Origin of the sequence: Salipaludibacillus neizhouensis (assembly GCF_002886185.1) — a bacterium.
GTDB classification, from domain to species: domain Bacteria; phylum Bacillota; class Bacilli; order Bacillales; family Salisediminibacteriaceae; genus Salipaludibacillus; species Salipaludibacillus neizhouensis.
This window is the reverse complement of the sequence record NZ_KZ614146.1, coordinates 494,170-513,266: the sequence shown is the minus strand read 5'-3', so window position 1 is coordinate 513,266 and position 19,097 is coordinate 494,170. Positions and strand designations below refer to the sequence as shown.

General features: G+C 38.7%; 16 protein-coding genes. 4 read left to right on the top strand and 12 right to left on the bottom strand.

The window, feature by feature from the left end; genetic code table 11:
* Positions 1-11: 11 nt before the first annotated feature.
* Genes CEF18_RS02230 through hemA form a run of 4 tightly spaced genes read right to left on the bottom strand, consistent with a single transcriptional unit; the run spans position 12 to position 3,995 of the window.
* Complete coding sequence (locus tag CEF18_RS02230; protein WP_110934972.1) at positions 12-785, bottom strand: uroporphyrinogen-III synthase; 774 nt, start codon at positions 783-785, stop codon at positions 12-14.
* A 15-nt stretch (positions 786-800) separates the two neighbouring features.
* Positions 801-1,739: a hydroxymethylbilane synthase gene (hemC, locus tag CEF18_RS02225; protein WP_110934971.1), complete on the bottom strand. Its 939-nt coding sequence runs from the start codon at positions 1,737-1,739 to the stop codon at positions 801-803.
* A gap of 33 nt (positions 1,740-1,772) precedes the next feature.
* Positions 1,773-2,594 (bottom strand): cytochrome C assembly family protein, encoded by an 822-nt coding sequence (locus CEF18_RS02220; protein WP_110934970.1) that lies wholly within the window; start codon positions 2,592-2,594, stop codon positions 1,773-1,775.
* Between the two features lie 12 nt (positions 2,595-2,606).
* On the bottom strand, positions 2,607-3,995 hold the full coding sequence (hemA, locus tag CEF18_RS02215; protein ID WP_110934969.1) for a glutamyl-tRNA reductase: 1,389 nt from the start codon (positions 3,993-3,995) through the stop codon (positions 2,607-2,609).
* Positions 3,996-4,502: 507 nt separating this feature from the next.
* Here hemA and CEF18_RS02210 point away from each other — a divergent pair.
* The gene (locus tag CEF18_RS02210; protein WP_110934968.1) at positions 4,503-4,988 is read left to right on the top strand and encodes a hypothetical protein; all 486 of its coding nucleotides are present in this window, start codon (positions 4,503-4,505) and stop codon (positions 4,986-4,988) included.
* 121 nt (positions 4,989-5,109) lie between these two features.
* Here CEF18_RS02210 and CEF18_RS02205 read toward each other — a convergent pair whose 3' ends face one another.
* The 7 genes from CEF18_RS02205 to CEF18_RS02175 form a co-directional block, all read right to left on the bottom strand.
* Positions 5,110-5,832: an amino acid ABC transporter ATP-binding protein gene (locus CEF18_RS02205; RefSeq protein WP_110937558.1), complete on the bottom strand. Its 723-nt coding sequence runs from the start codon at positions 5,830-5,832 to the stop codon at positions 5,110-5,112.
* A 324-nt stretch (positions 5,833-6,156) separates the two neighbouring features.
* A complete protein-coding gene (gene yihA / locus CEF18_RS02200; protein WP_110934967.1) occupies positions 6,157-6,792 on the bottom strand; it encodes a ribosome biogenesis GTP-binding protein YihA/YsxC in 636 nt (211 codons plus the stop codon).
* Positions 6,789-9,116 (bottom strand): endopeptidase La, encoded by a 2,328-nt coding sequence (gene lon, locus CEF18_RS02195; RefSeq protein WP_110934966.1) that lies wholly within the window; start codon positions 9,114-9,116, stop codon positions 6,789-6,791. The genes yihA and lon overlap by 4 nt, the downstream gene beginning before the upstream one ends.
* A gap of 233 nt (positions 9,117-9,349) precedes the next feature.
* The gene (lonB, locus tag CEF18_RS02190) at positions 9,350-11,035 is read right to left on the bottom strand and encodes an ATP-dependent protease LonB (protein ID WP_110934965.1); all 1,686 of its coding nucleotides are present in this window, start codon (positions 11,033-11,035) and stop codon (positions 9,350-9,352) included.
* A 587-nt stretch (positions 11,036-11,622) separates the two neighbouring features.
* Positions 11,623-12,894 (bottom strand): ATP-dependent protease ATP-binding subunit ClpX, encoded by a 1,272-nt coding sequence (gene clpX, locus CEF18_RS02185; protein ID WP_110934964.1) that lies wholly within the window; start codon positions 12,892-12,894, stop codon positions 11,623-11,625.
* Positions 12,895-13,252: 358 nt separating this feature from the next.
* Entirely contained in the window at positions 13,253-14,548 is a 1,296-nt protein-coding gene (tig, locus tag CEF18_RS02180) for a trigger factor (protein WP_110934963.1), read from the bottom strand.
* A gap of 146 nt (positions 14,549-14,694) precedes the next feature.
* Positions 14,695-15,756, bottom strand: a complete 1,062-nt coding sequence (locus CEF18_RS02175) for a tetratricopeptide repeat protein (protein WP_110934962.1) — start codon at positions 15,754-15,756, stop codon at positions 14,695-14,697.
* 220 nt (positions 15,757-15,976) lie between these two features.
* On the opposite strand from CEF18_RS02175, the gene CEF18_RS02170 reads away from it, so the two are divergent.
* The 3 genes from CEF18_RS02170 to CEF18_RS02160 all read left to right on the top strand — a co-directional run bounded on the left by CEF18_RS02170 (position 15,977) and on the right by CEF18_RS02160 (position 18,133).
* Positions 15,977-16,378 (top strand): hypothetical protein, encoded by a 402-nt coding sequence (locus CEF18_RS02170; protein ID WP_110934961.1) that lies wholly within the window; start codon positions 15,977-15,979, stop codon positions 16,376-16,378.
* A 196-nt stretch (positions 16,379-16,574) separates the two neighbouring features.
* Positions 16,575-17,807, top strand: coding sequence for a DNA polymerase IV (locus CEF18_RS02165; protein ID WP_110934960.1), 1,233 nt, complete (start codon positions 16,575-16,577; stop codon positions 17,805-17,807).
* Positions 17,804-18,133 carry a YolD-like family protein gene (locus tag CEF18_RS02160; RefSeq protein WP_110934959.1) on the top strand — a complete coding sequence of 110 codons (330 nt, stop codon included), beginning with the start codon at positions 17,804-17,806 and terminating at the stop codon, positions 18,131-18,133. Before CEF18_RS02165 ends, CEF18_RS02160 begins: the two co-directional genes overlap by 4 nt.
* An 89-nt stretch (positions 18,134-18,222) precedes the next feature.
* Here CEF18_RS02160 and CEF18_RS02155 read toward each other — a convergent pair whose 3' ends face one another.
* Positions 18,223-18,948: a hypothetical protein gene (locus CEF18_RS02155; RefSeq protein ID WP_110934958.1), complete on the bottom strand. Its 726-nt coding sequence runs from the start codon at positions 18,946-18,948 to the stop codon at positions 18,223-18,225.
* Positions 18,949-19,097: the final 149 nt, after the last annotated feature.

Sequence of the window (19,097 nt, the reverse complement as noted above, 5' to 3'; positions counted from 1 at the left end):
CCTTCAAAACGTTATGTATTTTTTTCAATTAATGCCAGAACGGCTTCCAGTGTATATGTTTCAGGTACAAGGATGTTACTTACATCATATCGCGAAAGTGCCTCTTCTGTCACACGCCCTATCACTGCTATCGTTAAAGTTTCTTTTACGTATACTTTGTTCTCGCTTGTGATTTGTTCAAAAAAGGAACACACAGCGGATGGGCTTGTGAGAATAACGACATCGACAGATTTTTTATAAATGATTTCATTCAATTCTTCTTGAAACTGCTTATTTATCGTTGTTTCATAGGCAACCATTTCACTAACATGGCGATTTGACAGCTTCAATTTATCCACTAATACTTTTCTTGATAAGTTGCTTCTAGGATAAAAAAAGGTCTCCCCTTTACTAGTATGATCAATTAGTTTTTCTGCTAAGTGCTCTGCATCAAAATCTCGTGGATACAAATCGACGTTAAACCCTTTTTTTTCTACGGCGGCCTTTGTCTTCGAGCCCACTACTGCAATTTTTCGCTGCATGATAATTTCACGGAAAGGCATATTTCCTGCTATCATCGCATTCATTGTAAACTCGAAGCTATTTGCACTCGTGAAAATAAGCCAATCACAGTGCATTACTTGTTGAAGCTGACGATTTCTTTCAAGAAAATTTTCAGGTTCTTTAATCGCAATAAGGGGAATTTCTATTGAAATTCCCCCTCGTTTTTCGATCATTTCAGTTAACGAAGCAGCTTGATGAGTCGCTCTCGTGTTTAATACTGTTACACCTTGGAGTGCTTTCATCGTGTATCCCCTCAGTTATTGATCTAATTCAGCTTTTACTTTATCGAGTACTTCTTTTGCACCCTGATTTAACATTTTTTCAGCAACTTCTTTCCCGATTGCAATAGGATCCTGTCCTACAATGTTTTCTTTGAAAATGATTTTTCCATCGGGTGATCCTACTAGGGCAGTTAAACTCACCTGACCGTCTTCTTGTAACACGGCATATCCGCCAATCGGAACCTGGCAGCCGCCTTCAACTGTATGAAGAAAAGAGCGTTCCGCAGAAACAGTTCTTGCAGTATCCGGATGATTGATTTTATCTAGCAATTGTAATAAATCTTCATCATCTGCTCGGCATTCGATACCTAAAGCTCCTTGTCCTACTGCAGGTAAGCAGGTTTCCGGATCAAGATACTCGGTAACCAAGTCTTTCTCTTTCGTCCATCCTACTCGCTCAAGTCCAGCTGCAGCTAGAATGATTGCATCGAAGTTCTCTTCTCTACACTTACGTAGCCGGGTATCAATATTCCCCCGAATCCATTGAATTTCCAAATCCGGACGACTTGCTAATACTTGCGCACTTCGTCTTAAGCTGCTTGTACCTACAATTGATCCTGGCGGTAGTTCCATCAGCTTTTCACCACTGTTAGAGATAAATGCATCCCGAGGATCAACACGGTCCGGGACTGCTCCGATTACGAGTCCTTCTGCCATTTCTGAAGGTAAATCCTTCATACTATGTACTGCCATATCAATCTCACCATCATACATGGCTTTCTCAATTTCTTTTACAAACAATCCTTTTCCGCCAACTTTTGATAGTGTAACATCAAGGATTTGATCTCCCTTTGTGACAATTTCTTTAATTTCAAATTCGTATGGAAGATTTAATTCGTTTAGTTGGTCAATAACCCATCTTGTTTGGGTCATCGCTAAATTACTTCGTCTTGAACCAATAACTACTTTTCTCATAACAACCTCCGTTTTGCCTAGATCACGTCTATTTTACCAAATATGAAATTCTGAAAATGAGCTGGATAAAAAGTAATTGATTAACAACACTAGAAATGCAGCAATGTTAAGTAGTGCCAGTTCATATCCTCTTCTCTTTTTCACCTGATATTGAAAAAGGTATACCCCATAAACAAATAATACGATAAAAGAACTTAATACCTTCACATCGTTCCATGGAATTGTCTCTACGGTTACCCACGCCCAGATGACACCTAAAATAAGACCAATGAGCATGAGAGGAAAACCTACCAGGTTAAATATAAAAGACCTTCTTTCTAAATTGGATAAATTTCCTGTTCGGGACATTCGTTTTCCCCAGAGCTTTCTCTTCAGCATTTGGTGTTGCAGAAAATAGAGCATAGAGAACGCAAAGGAGAGCGTAAACATCCCATAGGAAAGAAGTAATACAACTACATGAATGATCAGGAGTTCTAATATAAACAATTCAGATAATCGGCTAGATATATCTCCTGCCGGGGCGAATAAACTGATCGTTAATATTGAGAACCCTACAAGATTCACGACAAATACTAAGAAGTCCATCTTGTATAACCGATTTATGATTAATGCAATCGTAACCAGTATAAAGGCATAGAAAAACATCCCCTCAAATATTGTCATGATGGGAAATCGGTCGTATTTAATCATTCTCATCAAAATAAACAAGAGTTGTAATACCCAAACACTAGAAAGCAACCAGAAGGCAGCACGATTCACCTTCTGGTTGTTTTGGATAAAGTCAATGAAATAACCTAGCACACTCAAACTGTAGAAAACGATAGTGAGGACATATAACAGATTTAAACCGAACATAATGTATCCTCTCTAGATAGAGCGAACAACCGCTTCATTTTGCGCAGCCAATTTTGACTTTTTCTTTTCAATATTCCACTCTCGCTCAACTTTGTTAATCTTTATATTACACGCAAGAACATTCTCTTGTTCACTAAGTTTTTCCTCTAAAGCAAATACTTTCGTCATGTACGCCAGAAGTTCCTCTGACTGATCTTCATCAGGAATCTCTTTGATTGCTGTTATTGGATCGCGCAGTAACTGGTTGATAATACTCTTCATATGTTTTCGAATTAATTTCTTTTCACGTTCAGAAAGACTCGTTAGCTTTCTTTCTAAACTTTGCATCGTTTCAAGTTGAATAGAAGTAGCCTTGTCACGAAGTGCCGATATAAGAGGGACTACCCCTAATTTATCCAGCCATTGACTAAATTCTACAAGCTCTTCTTCCAGCATCAATTCAATCTTTTCAGCTTCCTGTTTTCGTTCTTCTAAATTAGCAGCAACGATTCCTTGCAGATCGTCAATATCATATAAATAGACATTTTCAAGATCTGCCAAGTCAGGATCCAAATCTCTTGGAACAGCAATATCCACTAAAAATAACGGACGGCCATTTCGCTTGCGGATCAATTCTTGTACATCCTTTTTTCGGATGACATAATCCTTTGATCCTGTTGAGGTAATTACGATATCCGTCGTTTCAAGAGAACTTTTGAGCTGATCCATACTGCCTGCCCGTCCAAAAAACTTCGTGGCTAATTCTTCGGCTTTCTCTTTTGTTCTATTAATGACTGTAATATCATTTACACCACTGGATGACAAGTGCTTAGCAGTGAGTTCACTCATTTTACCCGCACCCATGATCAGGACCTTTTTATTAGAAAAGTCGCCAAAAATCTTTTTACCAAGTTCCACTGCAGCATAACTGACAGACACGGCGTTCTCCCCGATGGCTGTTTCAGAATGTGCCCTTTTCGCAAGTGTAATAGCTTGCTTAAATAAATGATTGAAAATTGTACCCGTTGTTTGCTGGCTTTGAGCAGCTAAAAAGCTGGAACGGACCTGACCTAAAATTTGTGTTTCCCCAAGAATCATAGAGTCCAACCCACAACTTACACGAAACAAATGTTCAATCGCATGCTCATCTTCTCTGATTTGAAGGTAATGACTGAATTCTTCTTTAGGAATGTTAAACCACTCCGAAAGGAAAACCTTTGTATAGTAACGGCCGGTATGGAGCTGATCGGCTACAACGTATAATTCTGTGCGATTACAGGTTGAAACAACCACGCACTCTAAAATGCTTTTGGAGTCTCTAAGCTTTGGTAAAGCTTCTTCCAAATCATCCTGGAAAGAAAATTTTTCTCGTATTTCAACTGGCGTTGATTTATAATTCAAACTGACTGCTAGGATGTGCAAAACCGTCACCCCCCTGACTTTAGAACCGACATCCATTTTACATGGTATTTCTTTAAATGACAATATAGTCGTTTATTTTTATTCTTTTCATTATTTGCTAAATGATAACTCGTATTACATTATAACATTTTTAATCTATAAGTATTTAGGTAAATGCTCAAGTAATATGACTTTTTTGTGAAAGTTGATAAAAACGAACACTTTCACCTTAGATATTACCAGTAAAAGTCACGGGTTACTTTTAAAAAAGATGCTGAAAAAAGTATATGTATACAAGTTCTTAGATTACCACTATTTCATGTCTAATTCAATAAAAACTTAGCCAAAAGCAACTTTAAAAGGCATTCTGATCACTTTTTTTTATCTACTTTTTTATCTTTCCCAACAAGAGGTTAATTACACTTTGTTTTGGGAAATAAGCTTAGAGAGCTGCCTGAAGCTGATTCCATTGTTACTGTCCTTTTGAAAACAACCATTCATAAAAAAACAACCTAGGAGAATGATAATATGAAATCTAAACAAGCTTTACCAGGATTAATTTTAGTCATCATCGGTATTTATTATTTATCTCAACAATTTGCTTTTTCATTACCTTATACAGAAATTGTTCTGAAGTGGCCATCTATTTTATTCTTAATTGGAATGATTCTTTCTTGGCAAGGATTCTCAAATAAGGATGATAATAAAATGTTTTCGGGGATAGTGCTACTAGGTCTTGGTACCTTATTCCACGGCATCCACACATTCGGCTACTGGAATTACAATTGGCCTTATTTCACCTTAATCATTTCATTCGCTTTTTTCATGAAATACTTTGTGAATAAACGTGATGGCATAACACCTGCTATTATCCTTCTGCTGATTTCAGCCAGTGCTTTATTTCTGCCCCAATTGATGGCACGTTACCAAAACCTAATGACGGGTTATGAATCCTATTGGCCGGTAATTTTAATTATAATAGGCATCTACTTATTATTTTTCAAGAAGAGATAACAAAACGCAAAGCAACAGCCTAGAGCGTATTAGAGCTCATCTGTTCAAAAAGTAACAACAATCTCTAAGAAAAGATAAAGATAGTCTCAAATAATATCTATATACTTTTTGAGACTATCTCTTATAGCACTTTACTTAAAAATTCTTTTGTCCTTTGTTCTTGTGGGTGATCAAAAAGTTCTTTCGAATTCCCTCGCTCTACAATACGCCCGTCATGCATATAAATCGTATAATCAGCCACCTCTTTTGCAAAGCCCATTTCATGGGTAACGATGATCATCGTCATTCCTTCCTTTGCAAGGTCCTTCATCGTTTCTAATACTTCACCGACGAGTTCAGGGTCTAACGCTGACGTTGGTTCATCAAACAGCATAATATCAGGCTTCATTGCCAATGCCCTGGCTATTGCAACACGTTGTTTTTGCCCACCGGAAAGTGTCGATGGATAGACATCGTATTTATCTTCTAAACCCACTTTATCCAACAAGGCTTTTCCTTCAGATACTGCTGTCGCTTTTTTGACTTTTCTAACCATAATCGGAGCTTCTGTCACATTTTCCAAAACAGTTTTATGAGGGAAAAGGTTAAAATGCTGGAAGACCATCCCTACCTTTTGCCGTACTTTATTTAAATTATGTGTATCAGGTTCAATCTGGTCCCCACCAAAAATTATCTTACCAGTATCTTTGATTTCTAAGAAGTTCATACAACGAAGCAACGTACTTTTCCCTGAGCCGCTTGCTCCAATCAGACATAACACATCTTTTTCATTCACAGTCAGGTCGATGTCCTTCAACACATGTAACTCCCCGAAGGATTTATTTAGTTTTTCCACCCGAATCATTTCTTTCATGATGTTCCTCCTCATTTGCATCTTCGTTTTCTTTATTCTTTGAAATTAACGTTATCAGTATTTTTTAGGATTCTCAACAAATAGCATCCAACTAGACTATCTAGTAAGAAAAACGGCATAGCCGTCTTTTATTAAGTACAGCGTCAGCTTCCACCGCCCCGAGTAGCACCTACGTAGTGCGTGTAGGTGCTACTTCGAAAGGAGGATGGGTTTCCCTTGATACGCGCGGTGTGAAGGTAGCTGCCAATTATATAAACTCTTATCTAGTAAAAAAAAGCCCACAGAAATAGTTTTTCTGCCGACCTTTTGAATATATTATTCTTCCTTTGCTGGTTCTTCTTCATCCGATAAATCACGTTCTTTATCCGAATAGAGTAACGCGTTAATTTCTTTCCATGCCCGATCTTTTCCATAGCTTGTTTCCGAGGAAAAAAGAATTACAGTATCTTCTTCCTCTACTTGCAAATCTTCTTTAATTATTTTCACATGTTTATCCCATTTTCCTTTCGGGATTTTGTCCGCCTTTGTTGCAACGATTAATACAGACAAATCATGGTATTTCAACCAATCATACATTTTCAAGTCATCTTCTGTCGGTTTATGGCGAGCATCTATAAGCAAAACAACACCTTTTAATTGCTCCCTGGTTGAAATATATGTTTCCATCACTCTACCCCAGGCTGCACGTTCACTTTTCGAGACCTTTGCATAGCCATACCCGGGCACATCTACAAAATGAAAGCGACGATTAATAAAGTAAAAATTCAAAGTCTGTGTTTTTCCTGGTTGTTGAGATGTCCGGGCTAATCCTTTTCTCGTCAAAAGAGTGTTTATAAACGAGGATTTCCCAACATTTGAACGTCCAGAAAGAGCCACTTCTGGAAATGGCCCTTCTGGAAACTGAAACTTCTTTGCGGCACTTATAATTAATTCTGCGTTTGATATTTTCATTTTTTATTCCCTACCAATGCGTGTTTTAAGACTTCATCTAAGTGTGAAACAGGAATGAACGTTAAGTCCTTTCGCACACTTTCCGGAATGTCTTCTAAATCTTTCTCGTTTTCTTTCGGCATAATTATATGCGTGAGACCTGCTCTGTGGGCACTCATCGATTTTTCTTTTAATCCACCGATTGGAAGCACTCGTCCACGAAGGGTAATTTCTCCTGTCATACCAACTTCACGCCGAACTGCTCGATTTGTTAAGGCGGAAATTAGCGCTGTTGCCATCGTAATTCCAGCTGAAGGTCCATCCTTTGGTGTTGCTCCTTCTGGTACATGAATGTGAATATCATTATGCTCATTAAAGGTTGGATCTATGTTCAGCTCCTCTGACTTCGAGCGAATATAACTAAACGCAGCTTGCGCAGACTCCTTCATGACATCGCCAAGCTTTCCAGTCAATGTAAGCTTTCCTTTTCCTGGTGATAAAGAAACCTCTATGGATAATGTATCCCCACCGGCTGTTGTATAAGCAAGTCCGGTAGCCGCACCAATTTGGTCTTCAGATTCTGCTTTACCATAGCTGAATTTTGGTTGACCGAGCATATTTTCAATCGTTTTTTCTGTTACGATTACTTTTTTCCGTTCATTAGAAACAATCATTTTTGCAGCTTTACGACAGATAGTTGCCATTTGACGTTCTAAGTTACGAACCCCGGCTTCTCTTGTGTAGTAACGCACCACTTTTAAAATAGCTTCTTCTTTAACTTGCAAGTTCCCCTTTGTAAGACCATGATCTTTTACTTGTTTCGGTAAAAGATAAGTTTGGGCAATTTGAAGCTTTTCAAGCTCTGTATACCCTGGAATATGGATAATTTCCATACGGTCCCGTAAAGGAGCAGGGATGCCGCCAATGTTGTTCGCGGTTGTGACAAACATTACTTTTGAAAGATCATATGGTTCCTCAATAAAATGATCGCTAAATGTGTTGTTTTGTTCCGGGTCTAACACTTCGAGAAGTGCAGAGGAAGGATCTCCTCTGAAATCATTGGCCATTTTATCGATTTCGTCTAATAGAAAAACAGGGTTAATCGTGCTTGCTTTTTTCATTCCTTGTATAATACGTCCCGGCATAGACCCTACATACGTGCGACGATGTCCGCGGATTTCCGCTTCATCCCGCACCCCACCCAGTGACATTCGGACAAAGTTTCGGTCTAAAGATCTTGCAATCGAACGAGCCAGCGATGTTTTACCTACGCCCGGAGGACCTGCTAGACATAAAATCGGTCCTTTTAACTCATTCGTAAGCTGTTGTACTGCTAAATATTCCAAGACTCGTTCCTTTACTTTTTCCAAACCGTAATGGTCCTCATCCAATATCTTTTCAGAACGGTGAATATCAAGTAAATCCTCTGTTTCCTCGTGCCATGGTATTTGCGTCAACCATTCAATATAGTTTCGAATGACGGAACTTTCTGCAGAACTTGCCGGCATCTTTTCATAGCGTTTTAGTTCTTTAAAAGCCTTTTCCGCAACTGTTTCCGGCATTAAGGCTTCGGTTATTTTTTCGGTTAGTTCTTCAATTTCGCCTTCTTTTCCTTCTCGATCGCCGAGTTCTTTTTGGATGGCCTTCATTTGTTCACGCAAATAGTATTCTTTTTGCGTTTTTTCCATGGACTTCTTCACGCGTTGTCCTATTTTCTTTTCAAGACCGAGCACTTCTTTTTCGTTACTAAGAATCGTTAATATTTGTTTTAAACGGTCCTCTACTGAAAAGGTTTCAAGGATCTGTTGCTTTTGAACGATTTTAAGCGGTAAGTGGGAAGATGTAATGTCTGCTAATCTCCCCGGCTCAATAATATCAGCAACAGATGCGAATGTTTCCTGTGATATCTTTTTAGACAGCTTAATATATTGTTCAAATTGATCCAATACATTACGCATTAATGCTTGTTCCTCTACTGTTGCTTCCTGTCGTTCATCAATTAATTCTACTTCTACTTCTGTATACTCTTCGCTGTCGATATAGTTTTCGATAGTGCCTCGTTGAAGACCTTCGACAAGGACTCGAATGGTACCATTCGGAAGCTTCAGCATTTGATTCACTTTAGCTAGTGTTCCTATTGTATAAATATCTTTTTCTTCCGGCTCATCAGTTGAGATCTCCCTTTGAGTAGTCAAGAAAATTTCATGATCCTCAACCATAGCTTTTTCGAGAGCCTGTACTGATTTCTTTCTTCCGACATCTAAATGTAAAACCATCGTAGGGTAGACAAGTAGTCCTCTCAACGGCAGTAAAGCTAATCTTTTTAATTGTTGTTTATCACTCATATGTACGACACCTCCATATGTCTCGTTCTGTTTTATGCTTATTTTCTCTTTGAAAGACATCTTACATCCAAATTTATTAAATAAATTGCTATATCTTTTTTAAAGGGCTCTACTCCATCTTTCCCCAAACAGAGACTCCAAAAGCTTGTTATTCACTTTTAGTTTAGAAAAAAACGGACGTCATCCTGTATGTGGATCACGCCTTGTCTCTTACATGATTCTCTTGTACAATTCTATCCTATTGTCTCTTCTTTGTCTAACAAAGCAAAGGATGACTGAAGCAGTTCATCTCTTTCTTCTCTTTTTCTATCTTTCACAAGTAATGCTCGATCAAAAACTTGTTTTACGTTTTCCATCGGATAAACTTGAATACCTTTCATCTCTTCCAGTATTTTTTGCATGTTTTCTTTTGGTACTAGAACTTCTTTTATGCCAGCTTCCCTTGCGGCTTCAACTTTGGCTATAACACCGCCGACAGGTTTAACGTCACCATGAATACCTATCTCCCCGGTAATAGCTACATCTGGAGATATTGGTGTATTTGTAATCGCTGAGTATATCGCTGTAATAATGGCAGTACCAGCAGATGGTCCGTCCATCGGTACCCCGCCTGGAAAATTAATGTGTATATCATAATCTGAGACTTTTACACCCATTTGCCGAAGTACGGTAGAAACATTCTCTACAGAACTCTTTGCTGAACTTTTCCGAGTCAGTGTTCTTCCTTCCCCACCAGTACTTTCTTCGTCTACCACTCCGGTTACAATACATGCACCTCTTCCCGGATTATTAATAGCTGTAACCTCTATTCCTAATACCATCCCAACATTAGAGCCCACAACAGCTAGTCCTCGCACAAATCCAACCTTTGGTAAGGTGGATCCTCGTTCATCCATTCTCGGATTGTGCTGGCTGGATTGAATGACCCATTCAATATCAATTTCTTTAATAATTTGTCTACCTTCATTAATCGCTATCCCGGCTGCTAATTGAATCATATTTACTGCTTCACGCCCATTAGAGGCAAATCTTCCTATCCATTCGTAAGAGGGGGTTTCGATATCCATTTTCAGTTGTTGTACGGCTTTTTTCGCTACAGTGACAACTTCATTTGCAGTTAGTGCCCTGAAAAAGACTTCTACGCACCTTGACCGTATCGCTGGAGGTATTTCTTCGGGTCTTCTTGTTGTTGCTGCAATTAACCGGAAATCTGCCGGAAGCCCGTGCTGAAAAATATGATGAATATGTTCAGGGATTTGCTTGTTTTCTTCATGATAATAAGCACTATCTAGTATTACCTTTCGTTCCTCTAAAACCTTTAATAATTTATTTATTTGAATAGAATGTAATTCTCCTATTTCATCAATAAATAGGACTCCCCCGTGTGCTTTTGTTACAGCTCCTTGTTTAGGTTGTGGGATACCTGCTTGCCCCATCGCTCCGGCACCTTGATAAATAGGGTCATGAACAGAACCTATTAAAGGATCTGCTATTCCTCTCTCATCGAAACGAGCAGTAGCACCGTCTAACTCTACAAAAACAGAGTTAGGTTTGAACGGAGAATGAGGATTTCTTTTTGCTTCCTCCAGCACTAAACGGGCTGCCGCAGTTTTACCGATACCTGGTGGTCCATAAATGATGACATGCTGTGGGTTTGGTCCACAGATTGCCGCTTGTAATGCCCTTATTCCATTCTCTTGTCCCACGATATCCTGAAAAACTGACGGTCTGATTTTTTCTGATAAAGGTTCATTCAGCCTTACTTTTTGTAACTTGCGAAGTTCTTCCATTTCTTTCTGTGATTGTTTATCAATAGAAACACGGTTACTTCTTTGTGTATGTAGTAAATTCCAAAAATATAACCCAATTACACACCCAAAAAAGAGTTGAATTAATAAAGCTAAAGTTGTAAACGCCATCCTTCATCCTCCTAATATTACATGGTTCACTTAGTCTCTCCCGACCATGTTTAGTTAATCTGTATTTTGGAAGGAGGTAAAAATTGGAGAAGCAATGACGCAATAGATATCACGAAAGGTTGTTTGGAAGAATGACCGCTCGCTTTCCGTGGAGCCTCCTCGAGCTAACAAACGCTCTGCGGGGTCTCGCTTGGATCATTCTTCCACAGGAGTCTCGCGGATTCTTCCAAACAACAATTTATTATAAAGCAGTTTAGGTAACCGTTATTGTTTCTGATAAGAGGCTTAAAAAAGTAAATAAACACCAACCATGTAGAAAGGCTAGCTACGTTAACTTAAATAACTCGAAGAAGCGAAGACGGCGACTCCTGCGGATTAGCAACGACTGAAGACCCCTGCAGGGCGAACTTTCCCTAAGAGGCTGAAGTCGTTGCCCGCGGAAAGCGTCCGCCTAGAGCGGATTCGAGAACCTCTGTTCAAGAGTCAACAACAATATGTAAAAAACTAAAAACTTTATAACTAAACTGAGCCACCTAAACAGAAAAAAACCGCTTAAAAGCCGAGGCCTTTAAGCGGTTTTGATTGTATTATGCACTTTCCTTTGGTTCTTTTTGATCTTTGATTTCTTCCCCATCTTTGGAAAGAAGCGTTGGTCTTTTAAGATCACGGACCGTTTCATCTGTGATGATACATTTAGCAATATCCTCACGTGATGGAAGTTCATACATGACATCAAGCATCATTGACTCAATAATGGATCTTAGTCCTCGAGCCCCTGTCTTTCGCTCAATTGCTTGATGAGCCACTTCACGAAGTGCACCCTCAGTAAATTCTAACTCCACTTCATCTAATTCCAACAGCTTCTGATACTGTTTGACGAGAGCATTTTTAGGTGCAGTTAGGATCTCTACTAATGCAGCTTCATCTAAATGTTCCAAGCTCGCAATAACCGGAAGTCGACCAATAAACTCTGGAATAAGTCCGTATTTAAGCAAATCTTCTGGTAAAATCTTTGATAAATATTGGTCTTCCTTCAAGTCATCCTTATCTATATCGGAACCAAAACCAATAACTTTTTTGCCTAAACGTCGTTTAATAATTTGATCGATACCATCAAATGCTCCCCCAACAATAAACAGTACGTTGGTTGTATCAATTTGAATGAATTCTTGATGAGGATGCTTTCGTCCACCTTGTGGAGGTACGCTCGCTGTTGTTCCCTCAAGAATTTTTAATAATGCTTGTTGAACACCTTCACCAGAAACATCTCTTGTAATCGAAGGATTCTCTGATTTTCGGGCCACTTTGTCGATCTCATCAATATAAATGATACCGCGCTCTGCTTTTTCAACATCATAATCTGCTGCTTGAATAAGCTTCAACAGAATGTTTTCCACATCTTCACCAACATACCCGGCTTCTGTTAATGATGTTGCATCTGCAATAGCAAACGGAACATTTAAAATTCTAGCTAGCGTTTGAGCTAATAATGTTTTACCACTACCTGTTGGACCGATCAAGCAAATATTACTTTTCGCTAGTTCCACTTCATCATTTTTCGTTGTCGCATTGACACGCTTATAATGATTGTAAACAGCTACGGATAGAGTTTTCTTCGCTTGGTCCTGACCAATGACATAGTCGTTTAATATCTCACGAATTTCCTGAGGCTTTGGAATGTCTTCCATCTCCACTTCCTCTTCGCTACCTAGCTCCTCTTCTACAATTTCTGTACAAAGCTCGATACATTCATCACATATATACACGCCAGGTCCGGCAACTAACTTTCTCACTTGATCTTGTGTCTTTCCACAAAAAGAGCATTTTAACTGCCCTTTTTCCTCATTAAATTTAAACATTCTCTTCACCCCTTACAGTAAAATTGAAACTCGCACGGAAACCTTAAATTCGTCTGTTCGATATTTTATTATGCTATCTTTACATTGTACGTAGCCGTATCTGTTTTTAATCACGTTCTCATACGATGATCACTAAATTTATTTTTGTTTCCTTAAAAGATTGTATTTGACACCTTTTCCTTAAATTGTACCACATTTTATTTCGGGAGCATAAAGAAAGGGTAATCAAATCTTCTAAGTCTGATCTAGAATACGGGAGTCACGGTTTAAAAGTCAAGTTATTCGCTTTAAGCTTTATGTAATTAGGTTATGTATAAAGCAAGGCACGAATTACTTCGCGCCTTGCCCTACTAAATAATTATTTTTCTTTTTTGCTGTTATCTACTAAGAAGTCAATTGCTTTTCGAACTTTTAAATCATTCTTAAGCGTATCTACTCCACCCTGCATTGCAAGAATCTGTTTAATTTCATCGGCAGAGCGCTGATACATGCCAGCCATTTGCTCAATTTCTTTATCAACATCTTCATCTGATGCTTCCAATTCTTCTTCAATAGAAATAGCTTCAAGAGTCAAGTTCATTCGAACACGCTTTTCAGCGTCTTCTTTAAATTGCTCTTTCATACCTTCTTCATCTGTTTGAGAGAATTGGTAATACATGTCTAAAGACATCCCTTGTGACTGCAAACGTTGACCGAATTCTTCGAGCATACGGTCGACTTCTGTCTTAACCATTGCTTCAGGAATGTCAACTTCAGCATTTTCTGCTGCTTTTTCAACAAGAACATCCTTTTTCTTAGCGTCTGCTTCTTGTTGTTTTGCCGTTTCCAGCTTTTCGCGAGTATTTTTCTTCAAGTCTTCTAACGTTTCATACTCTTCATTGACATCTTTCGCGAATTCATCGTCAAGTTCAGGAAGATCTTTACGCTTAATATCATGAACTTTCACCTTAAATGTCGCTTTTTTACCAGCTAGTTCCTCTGAATGATAGTCTTCAGGAAACTCTACATTTACTTCTGTATCCGCTCCGGATTTTGCACCTGTAAGCTGTTCTTCAAACCCTGGAATGAATTGACCTGAGCCAATTTCCAAAGAATAGTTTTCAGCTGTTCCACCTTCAAAAGGTTCGCCGTCTACAAATCCTTCAAAATCCATTACCACTGTATCGCCTTGTTGCACTTCTCCATCTTCTACAGCGACAAGATCTGCGTTCTTTTCTTGAAGTTGTGTAATTTCCTGATCCACATCTTCATCCGTAACAGTAGTATCTTCTTCCTCTACTGTTAATCCTTTATACTCACCAAGTTTCACTTCTGGTTTCACAATTACAGTTGCTGTGAAAGATAAAGGCTTACTCTTTTCCATATCACCAATATCAATATCAGGCTGGTCCACAGGATTAATTCCCGTTTCTTCCACTGCTTCTGTATAAGCTTGTGGCAACAGAATATCCAATGCATCTTGATATAGTGATTCTACACCAAAACGTTGTTCGAAAATCGGACGCGGTACACGGCCTTTACGAAATCCTGGAATATTCACCTGTTTAGATACTTTTTTAAATGCTTGATCTAAGGCATCGTCTACGCGCTCACTGTTCACTTCCACAGTTAAGACTCCGGAGTTACCTTCTTTTTTTTCCCATTTAGCTGTCATGTATACTTTCCCTCCAACATAAAAAAAATCATATTTATCGCTTCAGCTTTTTGCAACCCCTACATTATAACACACGTTGCATTCATTTCAATGATTTCTGCTTGATTAGAAAATGCAGATATCTGTATGTAATTTCTTTTCCATTATTATGTATGTGTCTGATCCGTTGCAAATAGTAATGACTCGATTTCCTTCATTTGTTTCACTGCGGTTACTGTTGCTTCTTTTTCGCTTCCATAGAATGGAAGGACATCTTCTATATACGACGTTTCCTCTTCCATTAAACTGTTTCCCATGTGATGCAAGGCACAAGCCCACACTTCAATATCTAAAGGAATGGGTGCCTGAGGGTATATCGCAAATAAATAGTGCCACCAGACTTGCCCCACCATTTCAAATAATGATGGATTTTCTTGTCCGAGTTCATGTTCAAGTCTGTGAATCACTTCGTTTCCAAACTTTTCATGAAATACATCTTCCAAGTCTTCAATATTCACTTGATACTGCTCATTAAATTTATGTACTTCATATACTCCTTGATGCTTCATTTCTCTTAAAATTTGAAGGAGATAGCTTTTTAGAACTGGTGAATGATCTTTATCTTTCAGAAAAGCACGATACGCATTTTGAACCTCACTGGAGTCATAGTGACTCAGTTGTTGAATCGCCCCCCATTGCTGATCAGGATGACCCTTTTCCAAAACCTTAATAAGTTCATCGGTTGAAGGGACCATTTCAAGCGAATCCTTTTCCCCGAAGTCTACTTCGTCCGCGATCTCTTCAAACCCTTCTGTCATATTCCTTGCGAAATCCAACAAGTGGTAAAATGATTCTGCCATTTTTGCAGGCAGTTTCTCTTCTGTCATTACCGTCTCCAGTAATCCTACTACTTCTTCGTAATCACCTAACTGAATAAGAAGAGAGACGTAAACTTGAAGCACATCAAAATATTCTCCAATCCCTTCTTTAAGCATGGATTCACAATATTTCTTTGCCTCATTTAAACGGTTCAGCTCGATATTCGTGATGACTAGTCCATAACGGGCTTGTGGATGCTGCGGTTCCAAATCTGTCGACTGTTTAAAATATGTTAGCGCATCATACAATTTTTTCTCTTTTAAAGATGACATTCCTTTTTCTACAAGCCTTGCAACAAGTCCTGGAAAAAGGATAACATTGTCATCATGACCATTTGCCTGCTTCCCCATTTTAGCTATCCTCCTTTCGTTTTTAATTCTGTATTATGTAGATTTCTCACATCTGTCTCATTAGTTTATCAATTGTCAAGTAGAAAAACAAATACAATTATGACTATCGTCGTCTTTTTTCAATACTTTTGTGATTCACGTTTATTTTTCAACGATTTTGAAAATGTTAAGTATACATATAGTTTTTCAATCGATAGATAGAAAGTGAGGATGGATAAAAATGACTACTCTCTTCTTTATGCTGATAGCTATGTTCGTTATCGTATTAACACATACCATGACCGTACACTATTCGCGCCCCTATTTTACTACTGTGAAAAAATACGAACTAAGTATCTTAACGGACAGTCAACGACAATTATATGAAGCCCTTGTTGCTCGAAGATACTATGTATCATGCGGTTTGCAACTTAATTTTGTATTTATCCCTTTAGCACTCGAACCATTTAGAGTGGCTTTCATTGAAGAAAAACCTAGAACGCTTTTTTCTAGACTCTCTTTATTATATTTGAAATTAAAAGGCTGGCACGTCGTTTCTTTCTCTGTCAAATCTTCACACGAGGACATGACACTTATGCTTGATGGAATAGATACACGTAATTTCCTTTCTTCCAGTCACTAACTGACATTGATGACGTCTCAAAAAGATTATTAAAAATATTTTTTATTACCCTCTGCATTATATTTCCCCATGTCTCTCTTCGTATATGAGTTCTTTTCCGATCAATTGAATTATGAGACCCAAATATTACCGAACAAATGTTCTTGTTTTCTTCCGACTCCTTAGGTATTATTGTGCCTAAGGAGGGATTACAGCTATGAAAAAAGTCATCTTTTTAGTTGATATGCAATCATTCTTTGCCTCTGTGGAAAAAGCGAAGCATTATAAAAACCTAGATCAGCCTCTCGTCGTTTCCGGAGACCCCAAACGAAGATCCGGTGTTATTTTAGCTGCTTGTCCTCTCGCCAAGAAGTCAGGTATTAAAAATGGCGAACGGTTGTGGGAAGCGCAGCAAAAATGTCCACACCTGGTCGTTGTACCTCCAACGATGCAGGAATACATTGATAGTTCGTTAGCAATCACTGAAATTTTGGAAAGGTATACCGACATCGTAGAACCGTACAGCATTGATGAGCAGTTCATGGATCTTACCCATTCTCAAAAATTATTCGGTGACCCCTATGAGATAGCCCGCCAGATTCAACACGACATCCAGAAACAGATCCGCGTCCGCGCTCGGGTGGGAATTGGAGAAAACAAAGTTTTAGCCAAAATGGCATGTGATAATTTCGCTAAAAAAACGAAAGAAGGTATTTTTCACCTGAAAAAAGAGGAACTGACTCATACGTTATGGCCGATGCCAATCGAAAACTTGTTCCGGGCAGGAACTCGGATGAGTCATCATTTACGAATGATGGCTATACGAACAATCGGAGAACTGGCACAAACAGATGTGAAAAAGATAAAAAATAGATGGGGAATACACGGACAGGTTTTATGGATGAATGCAAATGGTGTTGATTATTCTCCAGTTTCCACCTCTTCCACGAATAGTCAAAAAGCAATCGGGCACGGGATGACCCTTCCTTCAGACTATCATAAAAAGGAAGATATCAAAGTGGTATTGCTGGAGCTTTGCGAAGAAGTTTGTCTGCGTGCAAGAAGCTCTCACGTCATGGGACAAACGATCACTCTAAGCATGTCAGGAGCAAGCTACGATCACCCAACCGGCTTTCATCGACAGCTTACTATGATGGAACCAACCAATGTCACCACATCTGTGTTTCATTACGCCTGTGAGCTCTTGGAAACATTTTGGGATACGTTTCCCATCCGTCGCCTTGGCGTCTCCTTATCCAGTCTTACGAGTGATCAGATGGTTCAACTAAGTCTGTTTGATCCCGACCAGGAACATCGTATTCAACTTGGCTATACAATGGATGAAATTAACGTAAAGTATGGAAAAACCTCAATTCGTCGGGCATCTGCTCTTCTTCAAGCCAGTCAATCCGATGAACGTGCTGCGAAAATAGGAGGACATTATAAATGAGTGATTACATCAAGAGAGGTAACCTTATGTGGGAAGGAAGCCGAATGATGCTTCCTGAACATATCCAGGCATTACGTAACCGAAACAGAGAAGTGACAAAGGACCCCAAACCAAACCTAAATGACTATGAGTTAACAGAGCTCGGCTTTGTTGCCATGGAGTCCTTGAATTACACAATCGATGTACGCATCATTTATTGGAATAATGGATATGATACCGAAATCAGTGGAGTCATTGACCATATCGATCATCAACTTCACCAATTAAAAATTTCAGGGGAATGGATTAAAATTAACGATTTAAAATCCATGGAACGTATTGAATAGGCCAAAGTCGATGAAGATCGGCTTTGCCCTTCCTTTCTTTTCTTTCTACCCGTGCCAAGAAATTTCATCTTGGTAAAGGAAACAGAAGATTACCACTGAAAGAAAAACTTAAGCGACATCGTAATGGTAGTGTATGAAATCACGCCAATAGAAAACGTAATAAAGTGTGCTTCATCATCTGGAGGCAGTTCATATTTTAAAACATTTAAGATCATTGCTCCTGAAATAAAGGCAAAGATAACTGATTCCGTTAAAGGAGAAAGGTTAACTCCGATACCTAAAGTCCATCCGGCGACGATGCCAAAGGCTAGAACGTATTTTCCTACTTTATTATAGATCTCCGGGTATTCCCTCCATAAATCATGAGCAACCGCGATAAAGTGCATTCCAACTGCAAGACCGTAAAATACCGCTTGTATACCCAAAACCTCATGCGAAATAACAGTATAGGCCACTAGCATATTATAGACGCCAAAAAAGATGATTTGTAACCAAAATAGCGTTTTAACTTTGCCTGGCGACGATGTTTTTTGTGCGTTCCTAACAACCTTTTGTATCCCATAAAATATGATTAGTCCTATTAAACCAACAAAATATAATTCCGATTCCATCGTAAAGTAATCTCCATATTTTTTAACAATAATTTGTTCTTTATGCAGAGTGGGAAGAACGTAGACAAATACATAGGATACAGCTAGACCTCCGGAAAATGAAAACCACTTTAATCGTCGAATTCTCTCTGATGGTATAAGATTGTTTGCGAATAAGTGGATGAGGATAAAAGCAACGCCCATAATTAACGCGTCTAGGGACATGATAGAGCTCCTTTAATAAAACTTCTCTTTTTATTAAAGTATCCAAAACGAAGTGAAACTAATAGTGAAGTTGTTCTGATAGATAGTTCATTTAGGACAGAGAGACGCTTGAATTCGCTCTAGGCGGACGCTTTCGCTACTTCAAGAAT